The organism is Geofilum rhodophaeum (assembly GCF_002210225.1).
Classification (GTDB): domain Bacteria; phylum Bacteroidota; class Bacteroidia; order Bacteroidales; family Marinilabiliaceae; genus Geofilum; species Geofilum rhodophaeum.
Genome location: NZ_MWUJ01000013.1, coordinates 16,850 through 37,738 on the forward strand (window position 1 = coordinate 16,850; position 20,889 = coordinate 37,738).

Annotated in this window: 17 protein-coding genes; 9 read left to right on the top strand and 8 right to left on the bottom strand. The window is 52.8% G+C overall.

Annotation, left to right across the window (positions count from 1 at the left end; all coding sequences use genetic code 11):
* Positions 1-16: 16 nt before the first annotated feature.
* On the top strand, positions 17-394 hold the full coding sequence (locus B4W65_RS12010) for a RidA family protein (protein ID WP_088655411.1): 378 nt from the start codon (positions 17-19) through the stop codon (positions 392-394).
* A gap of 430 nt (positions 395-824) precedes the next feature.
* On the opposite strand, the gene rplI is transcribed toward B4W65_RS12010, so the two are convergent.
* The 4 genes from rplI to B4W65_RS12035 all read right to left on the bottom strand — a co-directional run bounded on the left by rplI (position 825) and on the right by B4W65_RS12035 (position 3,985).
* Positions 825-1,271: a 50S ribosomal protein L9 gene (gene rplI, locus B4W65_RS12020; protein ID WP_262487815.1), complete on the bottom strand. Its 447-nt coding sequence runs from the start codon at positions 1,269-1,271 to the stop codon at positions 825-827.
* Between the two features lie 19 nt (positions 1,272-1,290).
* Entirely contained in the window at positions 1,291-1,560 is a 270-nt protein-coding gene (gene rpsR, locus B4W65_RS12025; protein ID WP_088655413.1) for a 30S ribosomal protein S18, read from the bottom strand.
* Between the two features lie 3 nt (positions 1,561-1,563).
* The gene (rpsF, locus tag B4W65_RS12030; protein ID WP_088655414.1) at positions 1,564-1,911 is read right to left on the bottom strand and encodes a 30S ribosomal protein S6; all 348 of its coding nucleotides are present in this window, start codon (positions 1,909-1,911) and stop codon (positions 1,564-1,566) included.
* 94 nt (positions 1,912-2,005) lie between these two features.
* Positions 2,006-3,985 (bottom strand): sialate O-acetylesterase, encoded by a 1,980-nt coding sequence (locus B4W65_RS12035; RefSeq protein WP_088655415.1) that lies wholly within the window; start codon positions 3,983-3,985, stop codon positions 2,006-2,008.
* A 185-nt stretch (positions 3,986-4,170) separates the two neighbouring features.
* Here B4W65_RS12035 and recD2 point away from each other — a divergent pair, with 185 nt between their 5' ends.
* A complete protein-coding gene (recD2, locus tag B4W65_RS12040) occupies positions 4,171-6,726 on the top strand; it encodes an SF1B family DNA helicase RecD2 (protein ID WP_088655416.1) in 2,556 nt (851 codons plus the stop codon).
* A 63-nt stretch (positions 6,727-6,789) separates the two neighbouring features.
* The gene (locus B4W65_RS12045) at positions 6,790-7,806 is read left to right on the top strand and encodes an LLM class flavin-dependent oxidoreductase (protein WP_088655417.1); all 1,017 of its coding nucleotides are present in this window, start codon (positions 6,790-6,792) and stop codon (positions 7,804-7,806) included.
* A gap of 55 nt (positions 7,807-7,861) precedes the next feature.
* On the opposite strand, the gene B4W65_RS12050 is transcribed toward B4W65_RS12045, so the two are convergent.
* From B4W65_RS12050 to B4W65_RS12065, 4 genes are all read right to left on the bottom strand, one after another.
* The gene (locus B4W65_RS12050) at positions 7,862-8,515 is read right to left on the bottom strand and encodes a hypothetical protein (protein WP_146697781.1); all 654 of its coding nucleotides are present in this window, start codon (positions 8,513-8,515) and stop codon (positions 7,862-7,864) included.
* 829 nt (positions 8,516-9,344) lie between these two features.
* Positions 9,345-10,331, bottom strand: coding sequence for a dihydroorotate dehydrogenase-like protein (locus B4W65_RS12055; RefSeq protein WP_088655419.1), 987 nt, complete (start codon positions 10,329-10,331; stop codon positions 9,345-9,347).
* A 27-nt stretch (positions 10,332-10,358) separates the two neighbouring features.
* Positions 10,359-11,837, bottom strand: a complete 1,479-nt coding sequence (gene gltA / locus B4W65_RS12060) for an NADPH-dependent glutamate synthase (protein WP_088655420.1) — start codon at positions 11,835-11,837, stop codon at positions 10,359-10,361.
* Positions 11,838-11,840: 3 nt separating this feature from the next.
* A complete protein-coding gene (locus B4W65_RS12065; RefSeq protein WP_088655421.1) occupies positions 11,841-12,674 on the bottom strand; it encodes a sulfide/dihydroorotate dehydrogenase-like FAD/NAD-binding protein in 834 nt (277 codons plus the stop codon).
* 258 nt (positions 12,675-12,932) lie between these two features.
* On the opposite strand from B4W65_RS12065, the gene B4W65_RS12070 reads away from it, so the two are divergent.
* The 6 genes from B4W65_RS12070 to B4W65_RS12095 all read left to right on the top strand — a co-directional run bounded on the left by B4W65_RS12070 (position 12,933) and on the right by B4W65_RS12095 (position 20,791).
* A complete protein-coding gene (locus B4W65_RS12070; RefSeq protein WP_088655422.1) occupies positions 12,933-13,271 on the top strand; it encodes a translation initiation factor in 339 nt (112 codons plus the stop codon).
* Positions 13,272-13,347: 76 nt separating this feature from the next.
* Positions 13,348-13,737 (top strand): hypothetical protein, encoded by a 390-nt coding sequence (locus tag B4W65_RS12075; RefSeq protein ID WP_088655423.1) that lies wholly within the window; start codon positions 13,348-13,350, stop codon positions 13,735-13,737.
* A gap of 128 nt (positions 13,738-13,865) precedes the next feature.
* Entirely contained in the window at positions 13,866-16,211 is a 2,346-nt protein-coding gene (locus B4W65_RS12080) for a TonB-dependent receptor (protein ID WP_088655424.1), read from the top strand.
* Between the two features lie 242 nt (positions 16,212-16,453).
* Complete coding sequence (locus tag B4W65_RS12085) at positions 16,454-17,485, top strand: inorganic phosphate transporter (RefSeq protein WP_088655425.1); 1,032 nt, start codon at positions 16,454-16,456, stop codon at positions 17,483-17,485.
* Positions 17,486-17,556: 71 nt separating this feature from the next.
* Positions 17,557-19,194 carry an ATP-binding cassette domain-containing protein gene (locus B4W65_RS12090; RefSeq protein WP_088655472.1) on the top strand — a complete coding sequence of 546 codons (1,638 nt, stop codon included), beginning with the start codon at positions 17,557-17,559 and terminating at the stop codon, positions 19,192-19,194.
* A gap of 1 nt (position 19,195) precedes the next feature.
* The gene (locus B4W65_RS12095; RefSeq protein WP_088655426.1) at positions 19,196-20,791 is read left to right on the top strand and encodes an ATP-binding cassette domain-containing protein; all 1,596 of its coding nucleotides are present in this window, start codon (positions 19,196-19,198) and stop codon (positions 20,789-20,791) included.
* The last annotated feature ends 98 nt before the right edge of the window (positions 20,792-20,889 follow it).

A 20,889-nucleotide genomic window follows, 5' to 3' on the forward strand; every position in this document is an offset into this window, starting at 1 on the left:
TTAAAACTTAAACACCATGCGTAAAGTCATCAGTACTGCAGCTGCTCCGGCAGCCATCGGCCCCTACAGTCAGGCCATCGAAGCCAACGGTTTTCTCTACATTTCGGGACAGGTACCCCTTGACCCCGCTACCGGTCAACTCGTAGCAGGCGGCATTGCCGAGCAAACCCGGCAGGTTATGAAAAACATCGGTGCCATTCTCGAATCCGCCGGCTACACTTACGCCAACATCGTTAAAACCACCTGCCTGCTGTCGACCATGGACCACTTCAAGGCCATGAACGAGGTTTATGCCACCTTCTTTCCCGAGAACCCTCCGGCCCGTGCCGCCTTCGCCGTACAGGGCCTCCCCCTCTCCGCCCTCATCGAAATCGAGGTCATCGCCAGCCGTTAGGCTGGCGCATAAGGCCACCCAGGACTGAAGTCCTGGGCAATGATTGGGACAGGTCGGAGTGCCCTAAAGGGCACGTATAAAAAAGGGGACTGAAGTCCCCTCGAGGCTACGCCTCGATCTGTCTGGTCATAACCATCTCCTTCTTTGACGCCCCACAGCCCGGGGCACGGGTGCCCCGAGGCCGCGGGTTTCAACCCGCTTTCCAGAACAGCCCGTAGGGCTGACCTATCCCTCCCAATCATAACCCAGGGTTTCAACCCTGGGGGTTGGGGTGGCCACACGGGGCCGCACGGGGCCGCACGGGGCCACACGTGGCAGCACGTGGCCGCACGTGGCAGCGCCCACCCCAACCTAGGCCCCCAAAAAAAAGCGCCCCCATCGGGGCGCTCTCTTCTGTTTGTTTGAAAAACGTAGTATGTTATAAACTTCTTTATTCAGCTACAACCTCAAAGTCGATGCTTACTTTCACATCGCGGTGCAGTTTAACGGTAGCGGTATAGCTGCCCAGTTCTTTAACTGCATCTTTAATAACGATGTTCTTGCGCTCAATTTTGAAACCGTCTTTTTCCAGAGCTTCGGCAATCTGAATGTTGTTCACCGAACCAAAGATTTTACCGGTTGAGCTGGCCTTAGCACCAATGGTCAGCTTCTTGCCTTCCAACTGAGTAGCTACTGCAGCAGCTTCCTGACGCATTTTCTCTTCCTTGTGCGCACGCTGCTTTTGGTTTTCAGCATGTACTTTACGGGCGGAGGCCGTGGCCAAAACTGCAATTCCCTGAGGAATCAGGTAGTTTCTGCCATAACCGGGCTTCACCTTAACGATATCGTCCTTGTGACCCAAATTAGTCACATCTTCTTTCAAGATAATTTCCATCATGGTCTATTCCCTCCTTAATTTATTTCATCAAATCGGTTACATAAGGCAACAAGGCCAAATGACGGGCTCTCTTAATTGCCTGAGCCACTTTACGCTGATACTTCAAAGAGGTACCGGTCAGTCGACGGGGCAAAATTTTTCCCTGCTCGTTCAAAAACTTCTTCAAGAACTCAGGATCTTTGTAATCCACGTACTTGATTTTGTTTTTCTTGAAGCGGCAGTACTTTTTCTTTTTAATCTCTACCGACGGAGGAGTAAGATATCTGATTTCGCTTTGATTCTGTGCCATGGCTTAGTTCTCCTTTTTTTCTTTTTTGTTGGTTCTTCTTTTCTCACTGTACTGAAGCGCGTATTTGTCCAATTTGAAGGTCAGGAAGCGAATCACTCGCTCGTCGCGACGATACATTACTTCCAGCTTCTCAATGAACGAAGGCTCAGCTTTGAACTCCAGCAGGTTGTAAAAACCGGTTGACTTTTTCTGAATCGGATAAGCCAGTTTGCGGAGGCCCCAATTCTCTTCATTGACGATCTCGCCTCCACTCTCCAGGATCAAGTTCCTGAACTTTTCTACCGTCTCCTTCATCTGAACATCAGACAAAACGGGAGTTAAAATGAAAACGGTTTCATAACTGTTCAACATAGAAACTAGTTTTTAATTATAAAAATGTAAATAGCGCCGCAAAAGTAGCACAAATTTTCCGAACAAACAACAGGCATAAGCCCTGTCTTTCACTTCACTTATTCACTAAGCGCTCAAAGGGTCTGAGTGGAAGTCCCCATACATTATAAAGGCGTCCCGGCGGATTATCAAACCAGTTGTAGCGGACGCTGCAAGGCCGCGGCACCCGGGGCGACTCCAGGCGGAGCTGCGCCCCACTGCGCTGCACGCTGGCTGTATGGTAACAGCCATCGGCCCCGGCCAGCTCAAAACCCTCTAGCCTGTCCTCCGGCCTTACCAAAGAACACGCAGATGCTGGCGTCCCCATGCCCTCCAGAGTCAGCTCTACCACCGAACCCTGCACTTCCAATGTGCCTGGTCGCGGTCCACCGGCCTGCAACTCCTCGCCATACAACAATTCTCGCATCTGCAACAACATACGACGGGCCACCTCTTGCTTATTGAGGGGGTGAATGTTATGGGGATTACCGACATCGGTACTGACCACCATTCCGGCAGCGGGCAAGTGCAGAGCGCGTTCCTGGGCGGCCCTCAGGGGCGCCCAGCTGCTCTCGTCAGGCTCTTCCTGTTCAGGCAGGAAGTTGGCCAGTTGCACAAAAACAAAGGGCAGATCGTCCTTCCCAAACAAGGTCCTCCATTGGCTGATGAGCAAGGGAAACAGCTCGGCATAAGCCTCAGGCGACGCCACATTGTCCTCCCCCTGATACCATAAAAATCCGGCCAGCCCGTAAGGCACCAGGGGAGCTATCATTCCATTGTACAAAAAGGCAGGGTAACGATGGTAATTTCGTATCAGTGGCAGACTCGGCTCCAAATCTTCCCGATATTTCCAACGACCACTCAGGGCCAGGGAACCGCTGTTGCCCCGGAGCTGCATGGGACCGTGGCGGGGTGAAAAACCGCCGCCTCCCCACAAAAAGGCCATGCGGACGGTCAGCAAATTTTTTCCGGGAAGCAAAAATTCCGGGGGCAGTGTGTAACGGTGTTGCTCCTCAGCATTCCACACATTGCGTGCCAGCAGGTGACCATTAACAAATACGCTGTAGTTCAGCTCCGGGCGCCCCAACTCCAATTCCAGCGAATCGCTCAGCAAGGACTCCGGCAACACAAAAGTCTTCCGCAACCAAACGATGCCTTCATAGGCGTCCCGGTCCCAATCCGCCATTGTTACAGGCATTTCCACTTCCTCCCAGTGGCTGTCGTCGTAATCCGGAGCACTCAAACGGGCTTCCAGCTGAGTCGGCTCTTGGTAAACCAGTTCCCAAAAGCGGAGGAGGTCCAGACTGTCTTGTTTAAAATGCGCAACGGTGATGCTGTCGGCAGCCTGAGCTGCGGGGGCCGACCACGAATTGGCTAACAGGGCCTCACGGGGCATCCAGGCTTCGACCGGTGTGCCTCCCCAGGTGGCCTGCAATATACCTACCGGAATATTCTTAAGCCTATGCAAATCCCGCGCAAAAAAGTAAGCCAAAGCAGAAAACTCCGCCACTGTGGCGGGAGAGCCTACTTGCCATTGGCCCCCTGCCACATCCTCCTGCACGGCGGGTTGCTTGTTGTGGGGCACTTTAAAAAAACGGACTAAAGGGAAATGGGCGGCGGCGATTTCTTCCTGACCATGGAGGGCTTGCTGTACCTGCCACTCCATATTCGATTGACCGCCTGCCAAAAACACCTCCCCAAACCAGACGTCCTCCAGCAGCAGCGTGTCCTGTTGTGCCCTGACTTCGAGCCGGAAGGGCCCCCCTGCAGCCCGGGCCTGTAATTTCACCCGCCAGCTGCCGTCGTCGGCAGCCGGCACTGCTGTCTGCTCCAGAAGCAAATCCTCCTTGTATAAAGCAATTCGCACCTCCGTTCCCGGCATGGCCCTGCCCCACAATGGCACTGCCATGTTGCGCTGCAGCACCATGTGGGTTCCAAACACTTTGGGCATCCAAAGGGGGCACGGATCAGCTGCAGTCGCCACAAAGCCCAACAACCAGCTGAGCGCAAGCAGCAGCATCGGCATCTGCCCCATGAACTTTCGTCTGTTACACATCTTTTATAATCTTTAGTCCTACCCGCCAGAAGCCTCTTTAAAACCACCAAACGGGAATCGTAATTTTTACTAATTTTACCGGAGCGACACCCCGGCCAGGGATTTTATAAAAATACACAAAATGCCTGGCTGCAGCGCGTGTTGCGCAACAAAAAGCATTTTCACAAGCGCAAAAAACCTTAGGTATGGAAAAACTCTCGGGCATTGTACAAAGGGTCACCTACCACAACAGCGAAAACGGCTGGTCGGTACTCCGGGTGAGTCCCCTCGACAAGCCCTACGAGCTGAAAACCGTAACGGTACACCAGGCCAATGTTTTTGCGGGAGCCACCATGGAATTTGAGGGCGAATGGGTGCAGCATCCCAAATACGGCGAACAATTCAAATCGAGCATTACCACCGAACGCAAACCGGCCAGCGCTTCGGCACTGGAAAAGTATCTGGGGTCGGGACTCATTTATGGGGTGGGACCCAAAATTGCGCGGCGCATAGTCAAACATTTCGGAAAGGATACCCTGGAGGTGTTCGAAAACAACATGGAGCGCCTGAAAGAGGTGAGCGGCATTGCCCAGACCAAGCTCGAGCAGATTGAGGCTTCGTGGACCGAGCACCGGGAGATCAGAAATGTGATGTTGTTTTTGCAGGAGTATGGGGTAAGCACCCTCTTTGCGGTGAAGATTTTCAAGACCTATGGCAATGACGCCATTGCCATAGTCAAAAACAACCCCTACCAGTTGGCCAAAGACATCTACGGCATTGGCTTTTTCTCAGCCGATAAAATTGCGCTGAGCATGGGCATGGAAAAAGACAGCGAGCAACGTTTGCGTGCAGCCGTGGCCCACGTGCTATCGGCTGCGCGGGAACAGGGACATTGCTACCTCGAGCTGGAAAACATCTTAACGGAGGTGGAGGCTTTACTTAAGGAGGAGCATGGCGGGCGACTGGTGGGACTGGTGGCGCTGATGGAGCAGGAGCAGGATTTAAAGGTGCGGTGGCGCAGGGAGGCGGATACTACGGAGCCGGTGAAATGTTATTATTCCAAATCGCTGTATTACGATGAGCAGGAAACGGCGGCCTGCATCTCTGCCTTTTTGCAGCGCAAGGTGAATGTAGACCAGCAGCGGGTACACGACTGGCTGCAGCGCTTTAACCAACAGCAGTCGTACCCCCTGAGTGAAGAACAGTTTGCAGCGGTGGCGGGCATTTGTGGACAGTCGTTTTCGATATTGACGGGGGGACCGGGATGTGGAAAGACGACGACGACGAGGGCGCTGGTGCGTCTCTTGCAGGCTATGAAAAAGCACATTACGCTGGCGGCACCTACAGGCAGAGCCGCCCAGCGCATGGGCGAAGTCATTGGTCGCGAGGCCCAGACCATTCACCGCCTGCTGGTGTGGCAGCCCCACAGCGGACAATTCAAAAAGAACAGAGAGGAGCCTTTGGCGACCGACTTCGTGATCATCGACGAGTGTTCCATGCTGGACATTTCCATTGCGGCCTCCCTGCTGCAGGCCATTCCCCCCACGGCCCAGGTACTGTTCATTGGCGACCCCAACCAGTTGCCGTCGGTGGGCCCCGGCAACGTGCTTAAGGACCTGATCGAAGGGGGTCAGGTGCCCTGCTACCACCTGCGGAAGGTGTTCCGTCAGGCCAGTGAGAGTCACATCATAAAATTTGCCCACCAAATGATTCAACGGCGCATCCCGCCCATCGAATCGCCCCTGCATGTGCCCGACATCTGGGAGAAAAAGGTCGATTGCCTTTTCATCGACTCCGAGGAGGCCACCAAAGAGCAGTCGCTCTTCATTCAAAAAATACGCGGTGCCATGCGCTACGTCATCGACAGTCAGGGCCAGGCTTTTGTCAGAGAACAAGGCCCGGAAGGCGCGAGTGAACAATACAAGTCGGTGGTCCAGGAAGACGACATCTACATTGCCGACACCAGCGAGGCCGAAATTGAAGAACTGCGCAAAACGGGCGCCCGCTCCTATGTCTTCAACATTCCCCGGCACTTTATTCAGGCCGACCTGTCGGCCCTCCTGAAATCAAAAAGCGATGCCGAGGCCCTCCGCAACCTGGTACAGGGCATCCATCCGTGGTCGAGTCTCCACTACGGCCTTACCGCTGCCGAAATGGTGGTGCACCTCTACGTCAAAACCCTGAAAGAAAAAATGGGCACCGGCACCGAAGTCCAGGTGCTGACCCCAATGACCGTAGGCAGCATGGGCACACGCAACCTGAATCTGTTGCTGCAACAAGCCGCCAATCCCGCCCGCATTGACCAACCCGAGGTGCAGGTAGGCGACCGGCTGTTCCGAAAGGACGACCGGGTAATTCAGCGGCGAAACAATTACGACCTGGAGGTGTTTAATGGAGACATCGGTCGCATTTCGGCCATCGACAACCAGTCCATGACCCTCGAAGTGAGTTTTCCCTCCGCGACCGATACCCGTCGCGTACAGTACCGAAAGGAAGACTTGCTGGATTTGGACCTGGCCTACGCCATAACCATTCATAAGTCGCAGGGCAGTGAGTTCGATGCCGTAATCCTACCGGTGGTGATGCAGCACTTTAATATGCTGTTTCAAAACCTGATTTACACCGGCCTTACCCGCGCCAAAAAAATGGCTCTTTTTGTCGGCAGCCGAAAGGCCCTGGGTATTTCCATAAAAAACATCGATATGCGCACACGAAAAACCATGCTGAAAACACTGGTGGGGACAGGCATCCCAAAAATTTAGAACACCCACCTCCCTATCCCCAAAAACAATCTCCTTTCAACAGCACTTTTCAAAATTTGATAAATGAGCAACAGCAAAAAAATTTCCTATTCCCTTTTAGAACTTGCCGTGGCGGCAGAAGGCGAAAACATGACAAGTACCCTGAAAAACGTCCTGGCCCTGGCCCGGGAAGCCGAAGACTGCGGCTACCGCCGCATCTGGCTGGCCGAGCACCACAATGCCGAACACATTGGCAGCAGTGCCACCTCCGTTCTGATGGGCTATGTGGCAGGCAATACCCAACGCATAAGCGTGGGCTCGGGCGGCGTCATGCTCCCCAACCACTCGCCCCTGATCATTGCCGAACAATTCGGCACCCTGGCCCAACTGTATCCGGGACGCATTGAACTGGGACTGGGTAGGGCACCGGGAACCGATCCGCAAACGGCCCAGGCCATCCGTTCCGACTTTATGCAAGCCGCCCACTCCTTTCCCGCCGAAGTCGCCAAAATACAAGCCTACTTCTCGCCCTACAACAAAGAAGCCAAAGTGCGGGCCCCCATTGCCGAAGGCACAGAGGTGCCCCTCTACATCCTGGGCTCGAGTACCGACAGCGCCCACCTGGCCGCAGCAAAGGGCCTCCCCTACGCCTTTGCCAGTCACTTTGCCTCCACCCATCTTCTCCCCGCCCTAAAAATTTACCGCGACGAGTTTCAAGCCTCCGAACAACTGTCTGCCCCCTACACCATGGCCGGGGTAAACATTTGCGTGGCCGACAGCGACGAAGAAGCTGAAGCCCTCTTCACCAGCATCATTCGCATGTTTGTGGGCGTAATAACCGGAGCCCGCACCCCCTTGCAGGCACCAAGCGCAATGACCAACGAGTTGCGCGACCTGCTGCAGCATCCCACCCTGCACCAAATGCTCAAATACTCCTTTGTAGGCAGCAAATCCACCGTTAAAAAACAAGTGCTCGACTTTCTCGCCCAAACCCAGGTCAACGAGCTCATCGTCACCACCCCCCTCTACGCCCTCCAGGCCCGAAAGACCAGCATCCGCCTCTTTTCCGAAATCATGCACGAAATCAACAACGACCAATAAAAAAACCGGAGGCACAGGCCCCCGGTTCCGGACTAAAACCGGTGTTCTCGTCCAACTATTTTTCCAAAGACTTAAATGAAAACCCTGAAGCGCGGTCTGCACTGGCTTCATAAAATCCATCATCGCTAAAGTCGAAGTAGCTGAGCTTACCTTCATAGTGAATGACTACAACCTCTTCCTCTTCAGTTAAGCCTGCAAATTCGATAATGTACTTATCTCCTTCCTTCTCCAGGCTGAGAGTTCCATACATTTCACCTTCTACCCAAGGCCTATCCTCTATATCTACCTCGTCATTATCCCAAGCCTCATAAAACTCTTCGGCAGTTTCCAAATCAATATTCAAGGCGTAAACGGAAGATACATATATCATAGTCTCTGGCTCTAACCAGCTTCCTGAAGTGTATTCACCTGCATCCAAATCGCCTTCAGTCCCCGTATAAAGCTCAAAAGCGACATAATTGCCCTTCCCATAATACTCCTCCATTTCGCTGTTGTAGCGAATACCGGAGGAATGCAACACCAAATCAAGGTTAAAAATACCCTCCTCGCCAATGTTCCCATAATCTTCTAACAGGCCGCCATTAAGCGCATAGGTTTTCTCACCGATCTTAACAAAATTCGGCGATTCATCGTCGTCATCATCACTACAAGACGCAAAGCCCAGACCCAAGACTAAAACAAGGGACAAAAGTTTCCAAAGATTTTTCATAAAAATAAAGGTTAAAATTTATATGTAAAACAAAAAATATACGTCAAAATAACCCGAAAGGTTTCACCGGCCCCACTCCGGAAGGGAAGTAGTGCAAGACAACGGCCTACAAAAAAGGCCGTAAGTGAACAAAGAAACGCAGCGTAACAAGCACAACCCCACTCCGGAAGGGAAGTAGTGCAAGACAACGGCCTACAAAAAATTTTGTAATGAACAAGGATGCGTAACGTAGCAAGCACGGCACCACTCTGGAAGGGAAGTGGTGCAAGATGGCGACCTACAGAAAACACCGTAAGTGAACAAAGAAGTGAAACGTCAAAAACATCGCTGTTTGAGCCGCAGGCGAGTTCGATGTTTTTAGTGAAACGACTGCAGTGAACAGGTGTTTTATGTCAGGCGCAAAATTGCACCACGACCACCCGAGTTCCGTGCTTGTAGTGAAGCATCCGTAGTGAATAGAAATTTTATGTCAGACGCAAGATTGCACCACGACCACCCGAGTTCGATGCTTGTAGCGGAGAGACTGAAGTGAACAGGAAACAGACAGCAGCGCAGAACAGCTGCATCAAGCCAGACTCTGGAAGGGAAGTAGTGCAAGACATCGACCTACAGAAAACAACTCGTCAGAGCGCAGATGCCTGCTGTTAAGCCTCTGATTATTTCCGATTAAGAACCATTGAGAAAGACGCGTAAAAATTCTTGCTGTTTGAGCCGAAGGCGAGTTCAAGAATTTTAGCGACTTGAGCGATGGTTCCGGAAATAAGCAGTAGCGCAAACAGCAGGCATCAAGCGAAATGAACAGCTGTTTTCTGTCAGCCGCAAGACGACACTACACCTCCCCAAAATACTTCATAAACTGCACCCGCTCAAACAACTCCGGATTCTCCGGCATCATAGCCCGGCCATAGGCCCTGAGCGCCGCCATATCCTGAAGGCCCTTCTTATCCATCCACCGATCCAAACCATGCTGCAAATCCAGTAAATAATCCGGTCCGTTCTTATACACCGAAGAAACCACCTGAATGGCAGCAGCACCCGCCACCAACATCTTCAGCGCAGTATCGGCCGTATGCACCCCGTTGCTGGCCGCCAAATCGAGCGCCACCTTCGGCGACAAAATAGAAACCCAACGCAAAGGCCAGGTGTAGTCGTTCGGATTCGAGTAAACCTGTCCCCCCACAACCCGATTGTTCTCCAAATCGATATCGGGCTGGTAAAAACGATTGAACAAAACCAGTCCCTTGACCCCCAACTGCGCATAACGCTGCGCGGTGTAAGCCACATCGGTGGTGTAGGCACTCATTTTCACGGAGACCGGGATGCGTACATGCTTCATCACCTTCTCAACAATGCGCTCATTGCCCTCCGCAATTTCAGCAGCACTCACCTCCAGAGACGAAGGCAAACGATAGATGTTCAGCTCCAAAGCATCGGCACCGGCCTCCTGCAATTTGGCGGCATAAGCAAACCACTCGCCCACCGAGCGACAGTGAATGCTGGCGATCACCTTCAGATCGAAATCGGCCTTTACGCGTCGAATCAATTCCGTGGTTTTGCTCAACACGTCGGCCTTAATCTGATAGTCGAGATAGTCCAGAAAATCGAGGTTGTTGTCTTGAGGCCCCAGTTGATTCTTGAGCGCCTCACGAAATTCCATTTGGATTTCCTCCTCAAAAATGGATTTCAACACCACCGCAGCAGCGCCGTTTTTTGCCAGTCGGGCAATGCCCTCATAAGTAGCCGTTAAACCAGAACTCCCCACAATAAAAGGATTTTTAAGTTCCAGTCCGAGATATGTCGTTGATAAATTAGCCATAACAAAAGGATTTTGGTTGTTGGTAGATCAGCGGGCGTTTTGCAGATGTTGGTGCATGCCGGCGGCAGCCTTGCGGCCGTCGCCCATTGCCAGAATTACGGTAGCGCCACCACGTACAATGTCGCCGCCCGCAAAAATGTCGGGAATGGAGCTTTGCAGGGTTTCGGGATCCACCTCAATGGTTCCCCAGCGGCTCACCTTCAAGTCGGGGAGCGACTGCGGAATAAGGGGATTGGGCGAAACGCCCACACTCACCACCACGGTATCGGCATCGATCAGATACTCCGAGCCTTCAACGGGTTGTGGCGAACGGCGTCCGCTGGCATCGGGTTCGCCCAACTCCATTTTCTGGAGACGGATCTGTTTCACCTTGCCTTTGTCGTCGCCCAAATACTCAATGGGATTATTGAGGGTCAAAAACTCCACGCCTTCTTCCTGGGCGTGCTTTACTTCCTCTACCCGGGCGGGCATTTCTTCCAGCGAACGGCGGTAAATGATGGTGGCCTTTTCGGCCCCCAGACGCAGGGCGGTACGCACGGAGTCCATGGCGGTATTGCCACCACCAATCACCGCTACACGCTTGCCACGCATCACGGGGGTATCCATACCCTGACGAGAGGCGCCCATCAGGTTCACGCGGGTGAGGTACTCGTTGGAGCTCAATATGCCCACCAGGTTTTCACCGGGGATGTTCATGAAACGGGGCAGACCGGCGCCGCTGCTGACGAAGAAACCCTTGAAACCTTCCTCGCGCAAATCGTCGATGGTGGCGGTTTTACCCACAATGAAGTTGGTCTCGAATTGCACCCCCATTTTACGGAGACTCTCAATTTCTACGTCCACCATTTTGTTGGGCAGGCGAAACTCGGGGATGCCGTATTTCAATACACCACCAATCTCGTGCAGGGCTTCGAGTATGTGCACCTCATAACCCAACTTAGCCATATCTCCCGCAAAAGCCAGTCCGGCCGGACCCGAGCCCACTACGGCAATCTTCATGCCGTTGGCGGGGGCTACTTCCGGTATGGAAATGGCGCCGCTGTTCTGCTCATAATCGGCCGCAAAGCGCTCCAGGTAGCCAATGGCTACGGGCTCAGCATTTAGTTTAATGGTGTAAAAACAGTTGGCTTCGCACTGCTTTTCCTGGGGACAAACCCGTCCGCATACGGCGGGCAAGGCGTTGGTTTCTTTGAGGGTACGGGCGGCCTCTAAAAACTCGCCACGCTCAATATTTTTTACAAACTTGGGAATGTTGATGTTGACCGGACAGCCACTGATGCATGTGGGGTCGGGACAGTCGATGCACCGGGAGGCTTCTTTCATGGCGATGGGCGCAGTCAGTCCCGAATTAACCTCGACATAGGAACGGGCACGCTCCTGAGCAGGTGCTTCGGGCATATGAACGCGCAGCTGGGCTGTGCGTTCCTTGTTTTTCATGGTTTTACGCAGGGCTTCACGCCATTCGGCACTTCTTTCTGCTTTCAGATAGTCAGCTCTATTGTCCATACTTTACTTTTTATCAACTTGGCAGGAATACTCCTGATCGGCTTTTTGTTCTTCGTCCTTGTAGCCATTGAGGCGACTCAGCATCTCATCGAAGTCCACCTCATGGGCATCGAACTCGGGTCCGTCCACACACACAAAGCGGGTTTTCCCACCCACGGTAACGCGACAGGCGCCGCACATGCCGGTACCGTCTACCATTATGGTGTTCAGACTGGCAATGGAGGGGATGTTGTGCTTTTTGGTGGTGAGCGAAGCAAACTTCATCATGATACCGGGACCGATGATTACAGCCTGGTCTATTTTCTCCCGCTCAATGATGCTTTCCATGCCTTCGGTTATGAGGCCCTTACGCCCGTAAGAACCGTCGTCGGTCATCACCAGCACCTCATCGGAATGGGCCCTGATTTGGTCTTCGAGTATTACCAGCTCCTTGTTGCGTGCAGCAATCACCGAAATTACCCGGTTGCCGGCTGCCTTCATGGCTTCGACGATGGGCAGAAGGGGCGCAACGCCCACCCCGCCACCGCAACACAACACGGTTCCGTATTTTTTTACTTCAGTAGCATGCCCGAGGGGTCCCACCAGGTCGTGCACCATATCGCCGGGCTCCAGCGCGGTGAGTTTGCGGGAGGTCACCCCCACTTTTTGAATCACCAGGGTAATGGTGCCTCTTTGCACATCGGCCGAAGAGATGGTGAGCGGAATGCGCTCGCCTTTTTCATCGACCCTTACCATTACAAAGTGACCGGCCTTTCGGGCTTTGGCTATGCGTGGCGCCTCTATGTCGAGACCAACCACATTTTCAGAAAACTGGCGTTTGCTTACAACTTTATTCATTACAACCTGGTATTATTGATATTTTATTGCTCTGGCCGCTAAAGTTTCAGATTAACGGTCAAACACAACAAACAATGATAAATTTCACAAAACCCTGCAAAATTAAGGATTATATCACAGCAAGGCGCATGGAAAGCAGCCAATCGCCCTTATTTACAAGCAGTCTAAATAAATAGCTGCAAAGCCCCTTGGTCAAACCCCAACTAAGCCTTATTTTTGGAGCGTAAAACGATAGACAAGTCAACCAACACGCAACACATGGCCAAGAAGAACAACAAAGGCGGCATTATTTTCAGCACCAATCCCGATTTCGAATACGAGGCAGAGGAGGACGAACAGGAAACCCTGGCGCCGGCCCAACAACAACTAAAGGTCTGGCTCGATAAAAAGCAACGCAAGGGCAAGGTCGTGACACTGGTGACCGGCTTTGTGGGCAGCAGTACCGATTTGCGCGAGCTGGAAAAGCAATTGAAGAACCTTTGCGGTACGGGTGGCAGCAGCAAGGATGGGGAGATTCTGATTCAGGGCGACCACCGTGAAAAAATTCTGGCCCACCTGACGGCAAAAAATTACAAGGCCAAAAAGGCCGGGGGATGAGCGCTTTAAGCAGCCGCCCCAAAAATGCCCATTTATGGGGATTTCTCCCCTGAAATAAAAATCCCACTTTTGCTGTGTGAAAAGTTACCAGACTACATCGAAACAGGGTTTGTACCGAACAATTCGGGCAACGGCGCTTCCGCTCGGAGGCTTCCTGTTGTTGCTGCACTTTTTCATCACCCTTTCTTTTACCTTCTTTTTACATACCCATACGCTCGAAAACGGCGAAAAGGTGGTACACTCCCACCCTTTTGGGGCGACCGACCCGGATGGGGACCCGCTGCACCAGCATCCGGGCAGTGTGTATCAATTGGTGCCCGACTTCGAGCACTATCTGCAAACGGCACCGGGGGTAGATGAGGCACACTTGTCTTTTAACCGGATGCTGTACCCCGACACCCGGCACCGGCTTTGTGCCGTGCAGGTGGAACTACCGGGACTACGAGGGCCGCCCCTTTCGGCTTGATTTCCTTTATATCTTACGAATAAACAGCAGACGGATGCCCTGCGGCCCTTACCACAAAGGCCGACAAATGGGGCGTTGCGGTCCGACTGTTTGCCATTGAACCACACAACATTCATAGTTTAAAGACAATGCAAAAACATTTCATACTGACCCTTTTCCTGGGGCTGCTGGCCTTTGGTCTGCCCACCCTGGCCAACAAGCCGCCCATGATTACACTTAACGGCCATGTAAAGGCCAAGGGCGAACCACTGCCCTTTGCCTCCGTACAAATCAAATCGACCTCCATTGGAACGGCCTCCGACGCCGATGGAGATTATCAACTCGAAGTGCCCGAAGGCACGCACCAGTTGCGCATTCAGGCCCTGGGCTACAAACCGGCTGAAATCACCCTCGACGCTGCAGTTTTGGCGGCTGGGAGACTGGTGGTGGAACTGGAGGAGGACGCCCTGCGCCTGGAACAGGTGGTGGTGACGGCCGACCGCGACGCGCGTTCGCGCAAGGGATCGTCGGTTATAGTTAATGCACTGAGTAACGACTTGCTGACCAGTCTGCAGAGCACTTCGCTGAGCGAGGGACTGTCGTACTGTCCGGGACTGCGCATGGAAAACACTTGTGGCAACTGTGGATCGAACCAGTTGCGCATGAACGGACTCGATGGACCTTACTCCCAGGTGCTGATTAATGGTCGCGCGGTATTCAGCGGATTGGCCTCGGTATATGGACTGGAGTTGCTGCCGGCGAATATGATCGACCGGGTGGAGGTGGTGCGTGGCGGAGGCTCGGCGCTTTACGGCAGCAATGCCATTGCGGGGACTGTGAACGTGATTACCCGCGAGCCGGTGAGCAACCGTTACGAGGTGCAGATGCAAACGGCCATGGTGGGCGTGGGCGGGAATGCCCAACCCGACCACACGCTCCAGTTCAATACAACCCTGGCCTCAGAAAACAGCAAACACGGACTGGCCCTCTACGGCTTTCACAGACAAAGGTCGCCCTACGATGCCAACGACGATGGGTTTTCGGAGCTGTCCCAAATCGACAATACCACCATGGGGATGCACTACTCGGTAAAACCGGGCTACAAAAGTAAAATAACGGCCGATTTCTTTCACATCAGCGAACAGCGCAGAGGGGGCGATGCCTTTGACCAGCCCCTGCATGAGAGTCAGATTGCCGAAGCCACCGAACACCTGATCAATTCGGGCAACCTGGCCTGGCACTGGTTTACGGCACCCGACCAGGAACTTTCGGTTTATGCAGCGGGACAGTCGGTGAACCGCGACTCCTACTACGGGGCGTCCAGGGCGCTGGATGCCTACGGACGCACCAGCGACTTTTCGTACTCGGCAGGCAGTCAGTACAAAATACTGCAGGGCAGCAACAACCTGATTTTTGGCGCCGAGGTCAATGGCGGTCGCCTCGAAGATGCCAAATTGGGCTACCGTAATTTTGTGTACGATGCGGCCACCGAAGAGGTGGTGGAAGAGGTGGTGCCCGGCACAGCCGTGTCGGACCAGCTGTCAACGGTGGGGGGACTCTTTGCGCAGTGGGAACGGCGCATGGGTAATTTTTCTTTGTCGGCCGGCTTGCGCGGCGATTATTACAGCATCAGGGACGAGCTGTCGGGTTCGGACCTTAGTAACGGCGTACTGAGTCCCCGTTTAAATCTGCTGTACGGACTCAACAACGATGTGCAGGCGCGCATCTCCTACGCGAAGGGTTACCGGGCGCCGCAGGTCTTTGATGAGGACCTGCATATTGAAACCTCGCAGGCGCGGCAGGTGGTGCACCTCAACGATCCCAATCTGGAGCAGGAAACGAGCCACAGTTACATGGCCTCATTAAGCTACCAGTTGCAGCGGGGGACATCTAGTCTGGAGCTGTTGTCGGAGTTTTTCTACACCGACCTGCAAAACCCCTTTGCCAATGAAATTGGTGCTCCGGATGCCAACGGCCGGGTAGCATATACCAGGGTGAATGAGGAAGAAGGCGCTAAAGTACAGGGGGTCAACCTGGAAGCCACCTGGCTGCCCTCAGCCAAGTGGCGCCTTAACGGCAGCTTTACGCTGCAGCAAAGCACTTACGGAGCGGCGCAGGATTTCGACGAAAAGCGCTTTTTACGGACGCCCGACCACTACGGCTATGCGGCCATACAGTGGAATCCGCTGGAGCAGCTGACGCTGAACACCAACGCCACCTATACCGGCAGTATGCTGGTCCCCTATTTTGGTCCCCTGGCAAGTGAAGATGGGGAGTTGCGCAGCTCGGAAGATTTTTTCGACTGGTCGCTGAACCTCAAGTACCACATCCGCACCAGGGTAGGCAACTTCCACATTTTTGCAGGTGTAAAGAACTTCCTGAACAGCTATCAGAGCGATTTTGACCGGGGTGGCGAACGCGACCCGGGCTACATTTACGGTCCCACCGCCCCGCGTACGATACAGGTGGGCCTCAAAATCAACAATTTTTTGTAAAAGGACTTTTGCTCGGGGACTTTAACCAGGGTTGACGCCCTAGGCACCACCGACCTAAGAAAAACACAGCAGCACCTGTCGGGGAGAGCAAGCCTCTGACCGACAGGTGCTTTGCTTTTTCACCTGCTTTATTCAAGTGGGGCGACTTCGTATAAATACCCATTTTGAGCGTCTTGTTAAGGTTTTTTGGGCAATTTCCTTACTTTTACGCTTCAAGCAAACAAAACAGAATTGGTCTTTTTATGACATCCCTGTTATTCAGTCACTTACTATTGCCCTTTGTCATTGCCATGTTCCTTGCCATTACGATGGGGGGCAGTGGAACAGCACCCTCCTTCTCGGTGGCCTACGGCGCCAATCTCATTCGTAAGAACCTGATTCCCGGATTGTTTGGCCTTATGGTTTTTGCCGGGGCCATTGTGGCCGGTAAAAACACCTCGGTGACCATCGGCAAGGACATTTTGCCGAGCGACATGATGACTTACGGACTGGTATCCATCATTTTATTGTCGGTTACCATCTCCCTGCTCTTTGCCAATATTGTAGGCATACCGCAGTCCACCAGTCAATCCACCATTCTGGCTGTTACGGCACCGGCGCTGTACTTTAATACCCTCAATACCGAAAAACTCTTCATCGACATCATCCCCACCTGGTTTGTACTTCCCCTCATCTCCTTTGCTGTTTGCTTTCTCATTGGTAAGTACATTTACAACCCCATACGAAAAAGGGGCTACTTCCTGTCGGCCAAGACCCACAACCACCCCATCTTGCAAGTGCTGGTAGTGGCCATGTCGCTCTACGTGGCCTTCAGCATAGGCGCCAACAACGTGGCCAATGCGGCGGGGCCCATTGCTTCAATGACCCTCAACGAAATGGACATCAAACCCACCCAGGAAAATTTCACCATCATTCTGCTTTTGTCCACCCTTATTATTGCACCCAATTTTGCCATCGGGGCCTCCGTCTTTGGAAACAAAATCATGCAAAACACCGGAAAGGAGATCATTCTATTTGGTCGCATCGAAGCCATCATCATTGCCTTTGTCACCGCCAGTCTGCTCCTCCTGGCCTCCATTTTTAAAGGCGTCCCCACCTCGCTGGTACAGCTCAACGTGGGCGCCATCCTGGGTATTGGGGTAGCCAAACTGGGGGCTAAAAACATCTTTCGTAAGACCGAGGTCAACAAGTTCTTCATTATCTGGCTCATCGCTCCAATCATTTCCTTCTCCATTTCTTACCTCCTCACCTGGCTGGTGGATACGCAATTCTAAATTCCGCTCCCCGCTAAAACAAATCGTATTTTAAACAGTTATTGTTGGGGAACAAGAACACCGAACAAAAAATGGATGCAAAACCTCCAAGTGCCTCACGCTGGCTTTCGGCATGGATGAAGGAAGCCAGAAAGGCCTATTTGCTGGCGGGAATTTTAACGCTGCTGAGTGCCGGCTGCTTTGTTGTATTCAGCTGGTACCTGTCCCGCTTTGCGGCCGGCTGGCTTGCAAGCAACCAACTGGAGCCCGGCGACTTATGGGTAGCCGTAATTTTTCTGGCGGGCCGTTACCTTCTGGCCCACTTTGCCGCCCTTCTTAACTACAGGGCGGGCGAAAACATTGTTGTCAAAATAAAAAAACAACTGTATCCCAAAATTCTGCATAACAGTCAGACCGACGCCATCTCTGCCACCTTGCTGGTTACCCGGGTGAGCGACGATCTCAAGCCTTATTTTGCCTTTTTTCTGCCCTATGCCACCGCCTCGGTGCTGGTCAGCCTTCTGCTTCTGACCATCAGCTTCTGGTTCGAGGTCTGGGTGGGACTTACCCTGCTCATTTCCTTCCTGGTCATTCCCTTTCAAATGATTATGATTGGCGTGGGCGCCGAATCGCTCCATAAAAAGCACATCGACTTATTTATGAAATATTCGGCCGTTTTTTATAACCGTCTGCACACCGTGGCCGAAATTGTAAACCTGGATAACCTGCTGCCCCAACAGCGTTTTTTAGCAAAGAAGAGTGCCGATCTGAACACCGCCACCATTCAGGTGATGCGGGTGGCCGTCCTTTCGTCGGCCGTATTGGAACTCTTTGTCTCCATAGCCATTGCAGGGGTGGCCATCTATTTGGGGATGAGCCTCATGGGCATAATGCCCGGCGAGAACTACGGCAAGGGCTACGATTTTCATGTGGCCCTCTTCTTATTGATGCTGGCCCCTTACTTTTTCTTCTATCTGAGAAAGTTTGTGAGTGCCTACCACGACCGCAACAAGGCCCTGGCCTCGGCCAAACTGTTGATGCCCTATTGGGAAGAAAGCGAAGAGGCCCCTCTTGAAGTGGCCGACGAAGCGCTGCAAAGCATCGAAATAAAAGGGCTCAGTTTTGCCTACCCCGACTCCCTGCTTAAGGTACTGCACAATATCAATCTGCAGCTGCCGGCTAAGGGACTGGTGCTGATAAAGGGCATCTCGGGTTCGGGCAAATCGACCCTGCTCAAGATTCTTTCGGGCAGTCTGAAGACAGAGGAAGGCCAGCTTTCGGTCAACGGAAAAGACCATAGGTGGTCGACCCGCTGGCTCAGGGAAAACACTTCGTACATGAACCAGTTTCCCTTCCTCTTCGACGGCAGTCTCCACTACAATGTTTTTCTTGACAAGGCAACGGAAACACCGTCGGGCTACCCCGACTTTTTGAATAAACTCCTGGCCAAAAAGGAGGCGGGCTGGCAAACCGAGTTGAGTCACAACGGCAAGCAGCTTTCGGGTGGCGAAAAGCAGTTGCTTACTCTGGCACGTATGATGCTGCACCCCAAGCCGGTGGCGCTGCTCGACGAGCCCACCGCCAATCTTGACCCGGGAACCACCGAAGTCATTTTGAAACAAATACGTCTTTTGTCGCAACGCCAACTGTGCATCGTTGCCTCGCACGAAGAAAAGTTCGATGCCCATGCGGCGGTGGTCCTTAACTTAAACTGGGGAGAACAAATGTAGTATGAACGGATTTATTTATAAACACCTCTTTCGTCCCCTGGCGGGCAGATGGCTGAAAGGCTTTGTCCTCCTGCTGTTCTGGACCATTGCCTTTATCGCTTTGCCGGCCATATCGGGCTGGTTCATTGCCATGTCGAGTGTGGTTTTCCTTACCGCCAACACCACCTTCTCGTACCTGGTGCCCTCGGCAGGAATTCGCTTACTGACCCTCCTGCGCACGGCCATGCGCTATTTTGAGCGACTCGAAAACCACAAATCCACGCTCGATGCACAAAGCAGACTGCAATTAAAAATTTTTCAGTCGGTGGCACGCTTTCCGTTTTTTAAAAAACAAGTCAACAACAACGCCGCCATTCTCGAAAACAGCACCCATGGCATCGACCTGATATTGAATCACATTCTGCTGTGGATCCTGCCTTTAGCGGCCCTGCTGATCGCCTTGGGCCTCTATTTCTTCTTCCTCCAATTATTTTCCCTGGTCGTTGCCCTCGAATTCCTGATTTCTTCGGCCGTCCTGCTCTTTCTCCTGCCCCAGTATCTTTTGCTGAAAAACCGCAGACTTTTTGCACGACTCAAGCAACTGCGGGAGGAGGACAATCAGCTTTTGATTGAGAGTTTCCGGGGACGCATTGAAATTTCGAAGTACCAGCTCGAAGAAAAGGCGATTGAACAGCAGGTGCAGCGATTGACGAAGCTGGAGCAACTGGAGGGGCAACTGCAGAGCAACTCCTTTTCGCTGCAGATGTTGGTGGGACTGGGTTTTGGTCTTTTGGCTGTTTTAATGCTTTGGCAAGCGGGCAGTTACGACTTTACAGCGACGATGGCCATTGGGGTATTCTTTGGCATTATGGCGCAGGCGGAGTTGTCCGAGATGCTCTTTTCGGGGAAATCAGAAAAAAGCTCGGTCTACCATCAAATAAAAGACCTGGATGCAATCATCCGGGCGGGCGACCAGCCCGAAGAGCGCTTGGTAGTGGGCACTCCGCTGGAGCAAGTGGCGTGGAAACAATGGCGGGCACAAATTCCGGAAACCCGCATAAATACCGAGCCCCTCTCCTTTTCCATAAAAAAAGGCGAATGGGTGGCCCTTTACGGGGAAACCGGAAAGGGAAAAACCACCCTGTTGAACAGTCTGTTTTATCCGGAATACCGACTCAGCGGTACTTGCTCCTGGAACGGGGAGGACCTGCCCCGACTGCCCATTCCGGAAGCCATCTACGTAAGTCAAAAAGCCTATTTGCTGACCGGAACCCTGCGCGAAAACTTTGAAGATTTTTCCGATGAGGACATCCTGTCTGCCTTGAAAACGGTCGATCTCGACAGCTGGTACCAAGCCCTTCCCAAGGGACTCGACAGTTGGCTGGGCGAAAATGGCGAAACCCTAAGTGGTGGTCAGCGCAAAAAGCTGTTGCTGGCCCAGGCCCTGCTCAAGAAGCCCCAACTGCTGGTGGTGGATGAACCTACTGCAGGCATCAGTACCGACAATGCCCTGGACATTTTCCGGCGCCTTAAGCAGAAAAACCCCGATCTGAGTCTGCTCATGGCTACGCACCAACCCGCTTTCGAAGCCGAGGTCAACCAAGTCATCCGCATCTGATTTCCGCATCTGAATACACAGATGTAATTTTTTAGCATTTCACAACAAAATTTTAAAGGTATTCCTTACCTTTACAGCGCACGCCTGGTTCAACGCTC

Excerpts from the sequence above, each read along its gene's own strand:
- B4W65_RS12050 (WP_146697781.1), bottom strand. The coding sequence starts at position 8,515 with ATGAAAAATCTTTGGAAACTTTTGTCCCTTGTTTTAGTCTTGGGTCTG.
- recD2 (WP_088655416.1), top strand. The coding sequence starts at position 4,171 with ATGGAAAAACTCTCGGGCATTGTACAAAGGGTCACCTACCACAACAGC.
- rpsR (WP_088655413.1), bottom strand. The coding sequence starts at position 1,560 with ATGGCACAGAATCAAAGCGAAATCAGATATCTTACTCCTCCGTCGGTA.
- rplI (WP_262487815.1), bottom strand. The coding sequence starts at position 1,271 with ATGATGGAAATTATCTTGAAAGAAGATGTGACTAATTTGGGTCACAAG.
- rpsF (WP_088655414.1), bottom strand. The coding sequence starts at position 1,911 with ATGTTGAACAGTTATGAAACCGTTTTCATTTTAACTCCCGTTTTGTCT.
- B4W65_RS12070 (WP_088655422.1), top strand. The coding sequence starts at position 12,933 with ATGGCCAAGAAGAACAACAAAGGCGGCATTATTTTCAGCACCAATCCC.
- B4W65_RS12065 (WP_088655421.1), bottom strand. The coding sequence starts at position 12,674 with ATGAATAAAGTTGTAAGCAAACGCCAGTTTTCTGAAAATGTGGTTGGT.
- B4W65_RS12080 (WP_088655424.1), top strand. The coding sequence starts at position 13,866 with ATGCAAAAACATTTCATACTGACCCTTTTCCTGGGGCTGCTGGCCTTT.
- gltA (WP_088655420.1), bottom strand. The coding sequence starts at position 11,837 with ATGGACAATAGAGCTGACTATCTGAAAGCAGAAAGAAGTGCCGAATGG.
- B4W65_RS12055 (WP_088655419.1), bottom strand. The coding sequence starts at position 10,331 with ATGGCTAATTTATCAACGACATATCTCGGACTGGAACTTAAAAATCCT.
- B4W65_RS12035 (WP_088655415.1), bottom strand. The coding sequence starts at position 3,985 with ATGTGTAACAGACGAAAGTTCATGGGGCAGATGCCGATGCTGCTGCTT.
- B4W65_RS12095 (WP_088655426.1), top strand. The coding sequence starts at position 19,196 with ATGAACGGATTTATTTATAAACACCTCTTTCGTCCCCTGGCGGGCAGA.
- B4W65_RS12010 (WP_088655411.1), top strand. The coding sequence starts at position 17 with ATGCGTAAAGTCATCAGTACTGCAGCTGCTCCGGCAGCCATCGGCCCC.
- B4W65_RS12045 (WP_088655417.1), top strand. The coding sequence starts at position 6,790 with ATGAGCAACAGCAAAAAAATTTCCTATTCCCTTTTAGAACTTGCCGTG.
- B4W65_RS12085 (WP_088655425.1), top strand. The coding sequence starts at position 16,454 with ATGACATCCCTGTTATTCAGTCACTTACTATTGCCCTTTGTCATTGCC.
- B4W65_RS12090 (WP_088655472.1), top strand. The coding sequence starts at position 17,557 with ATGGATGCAAAACCTCCAAGTGCCTCACGCTGGCTTTCGGCATGGATG.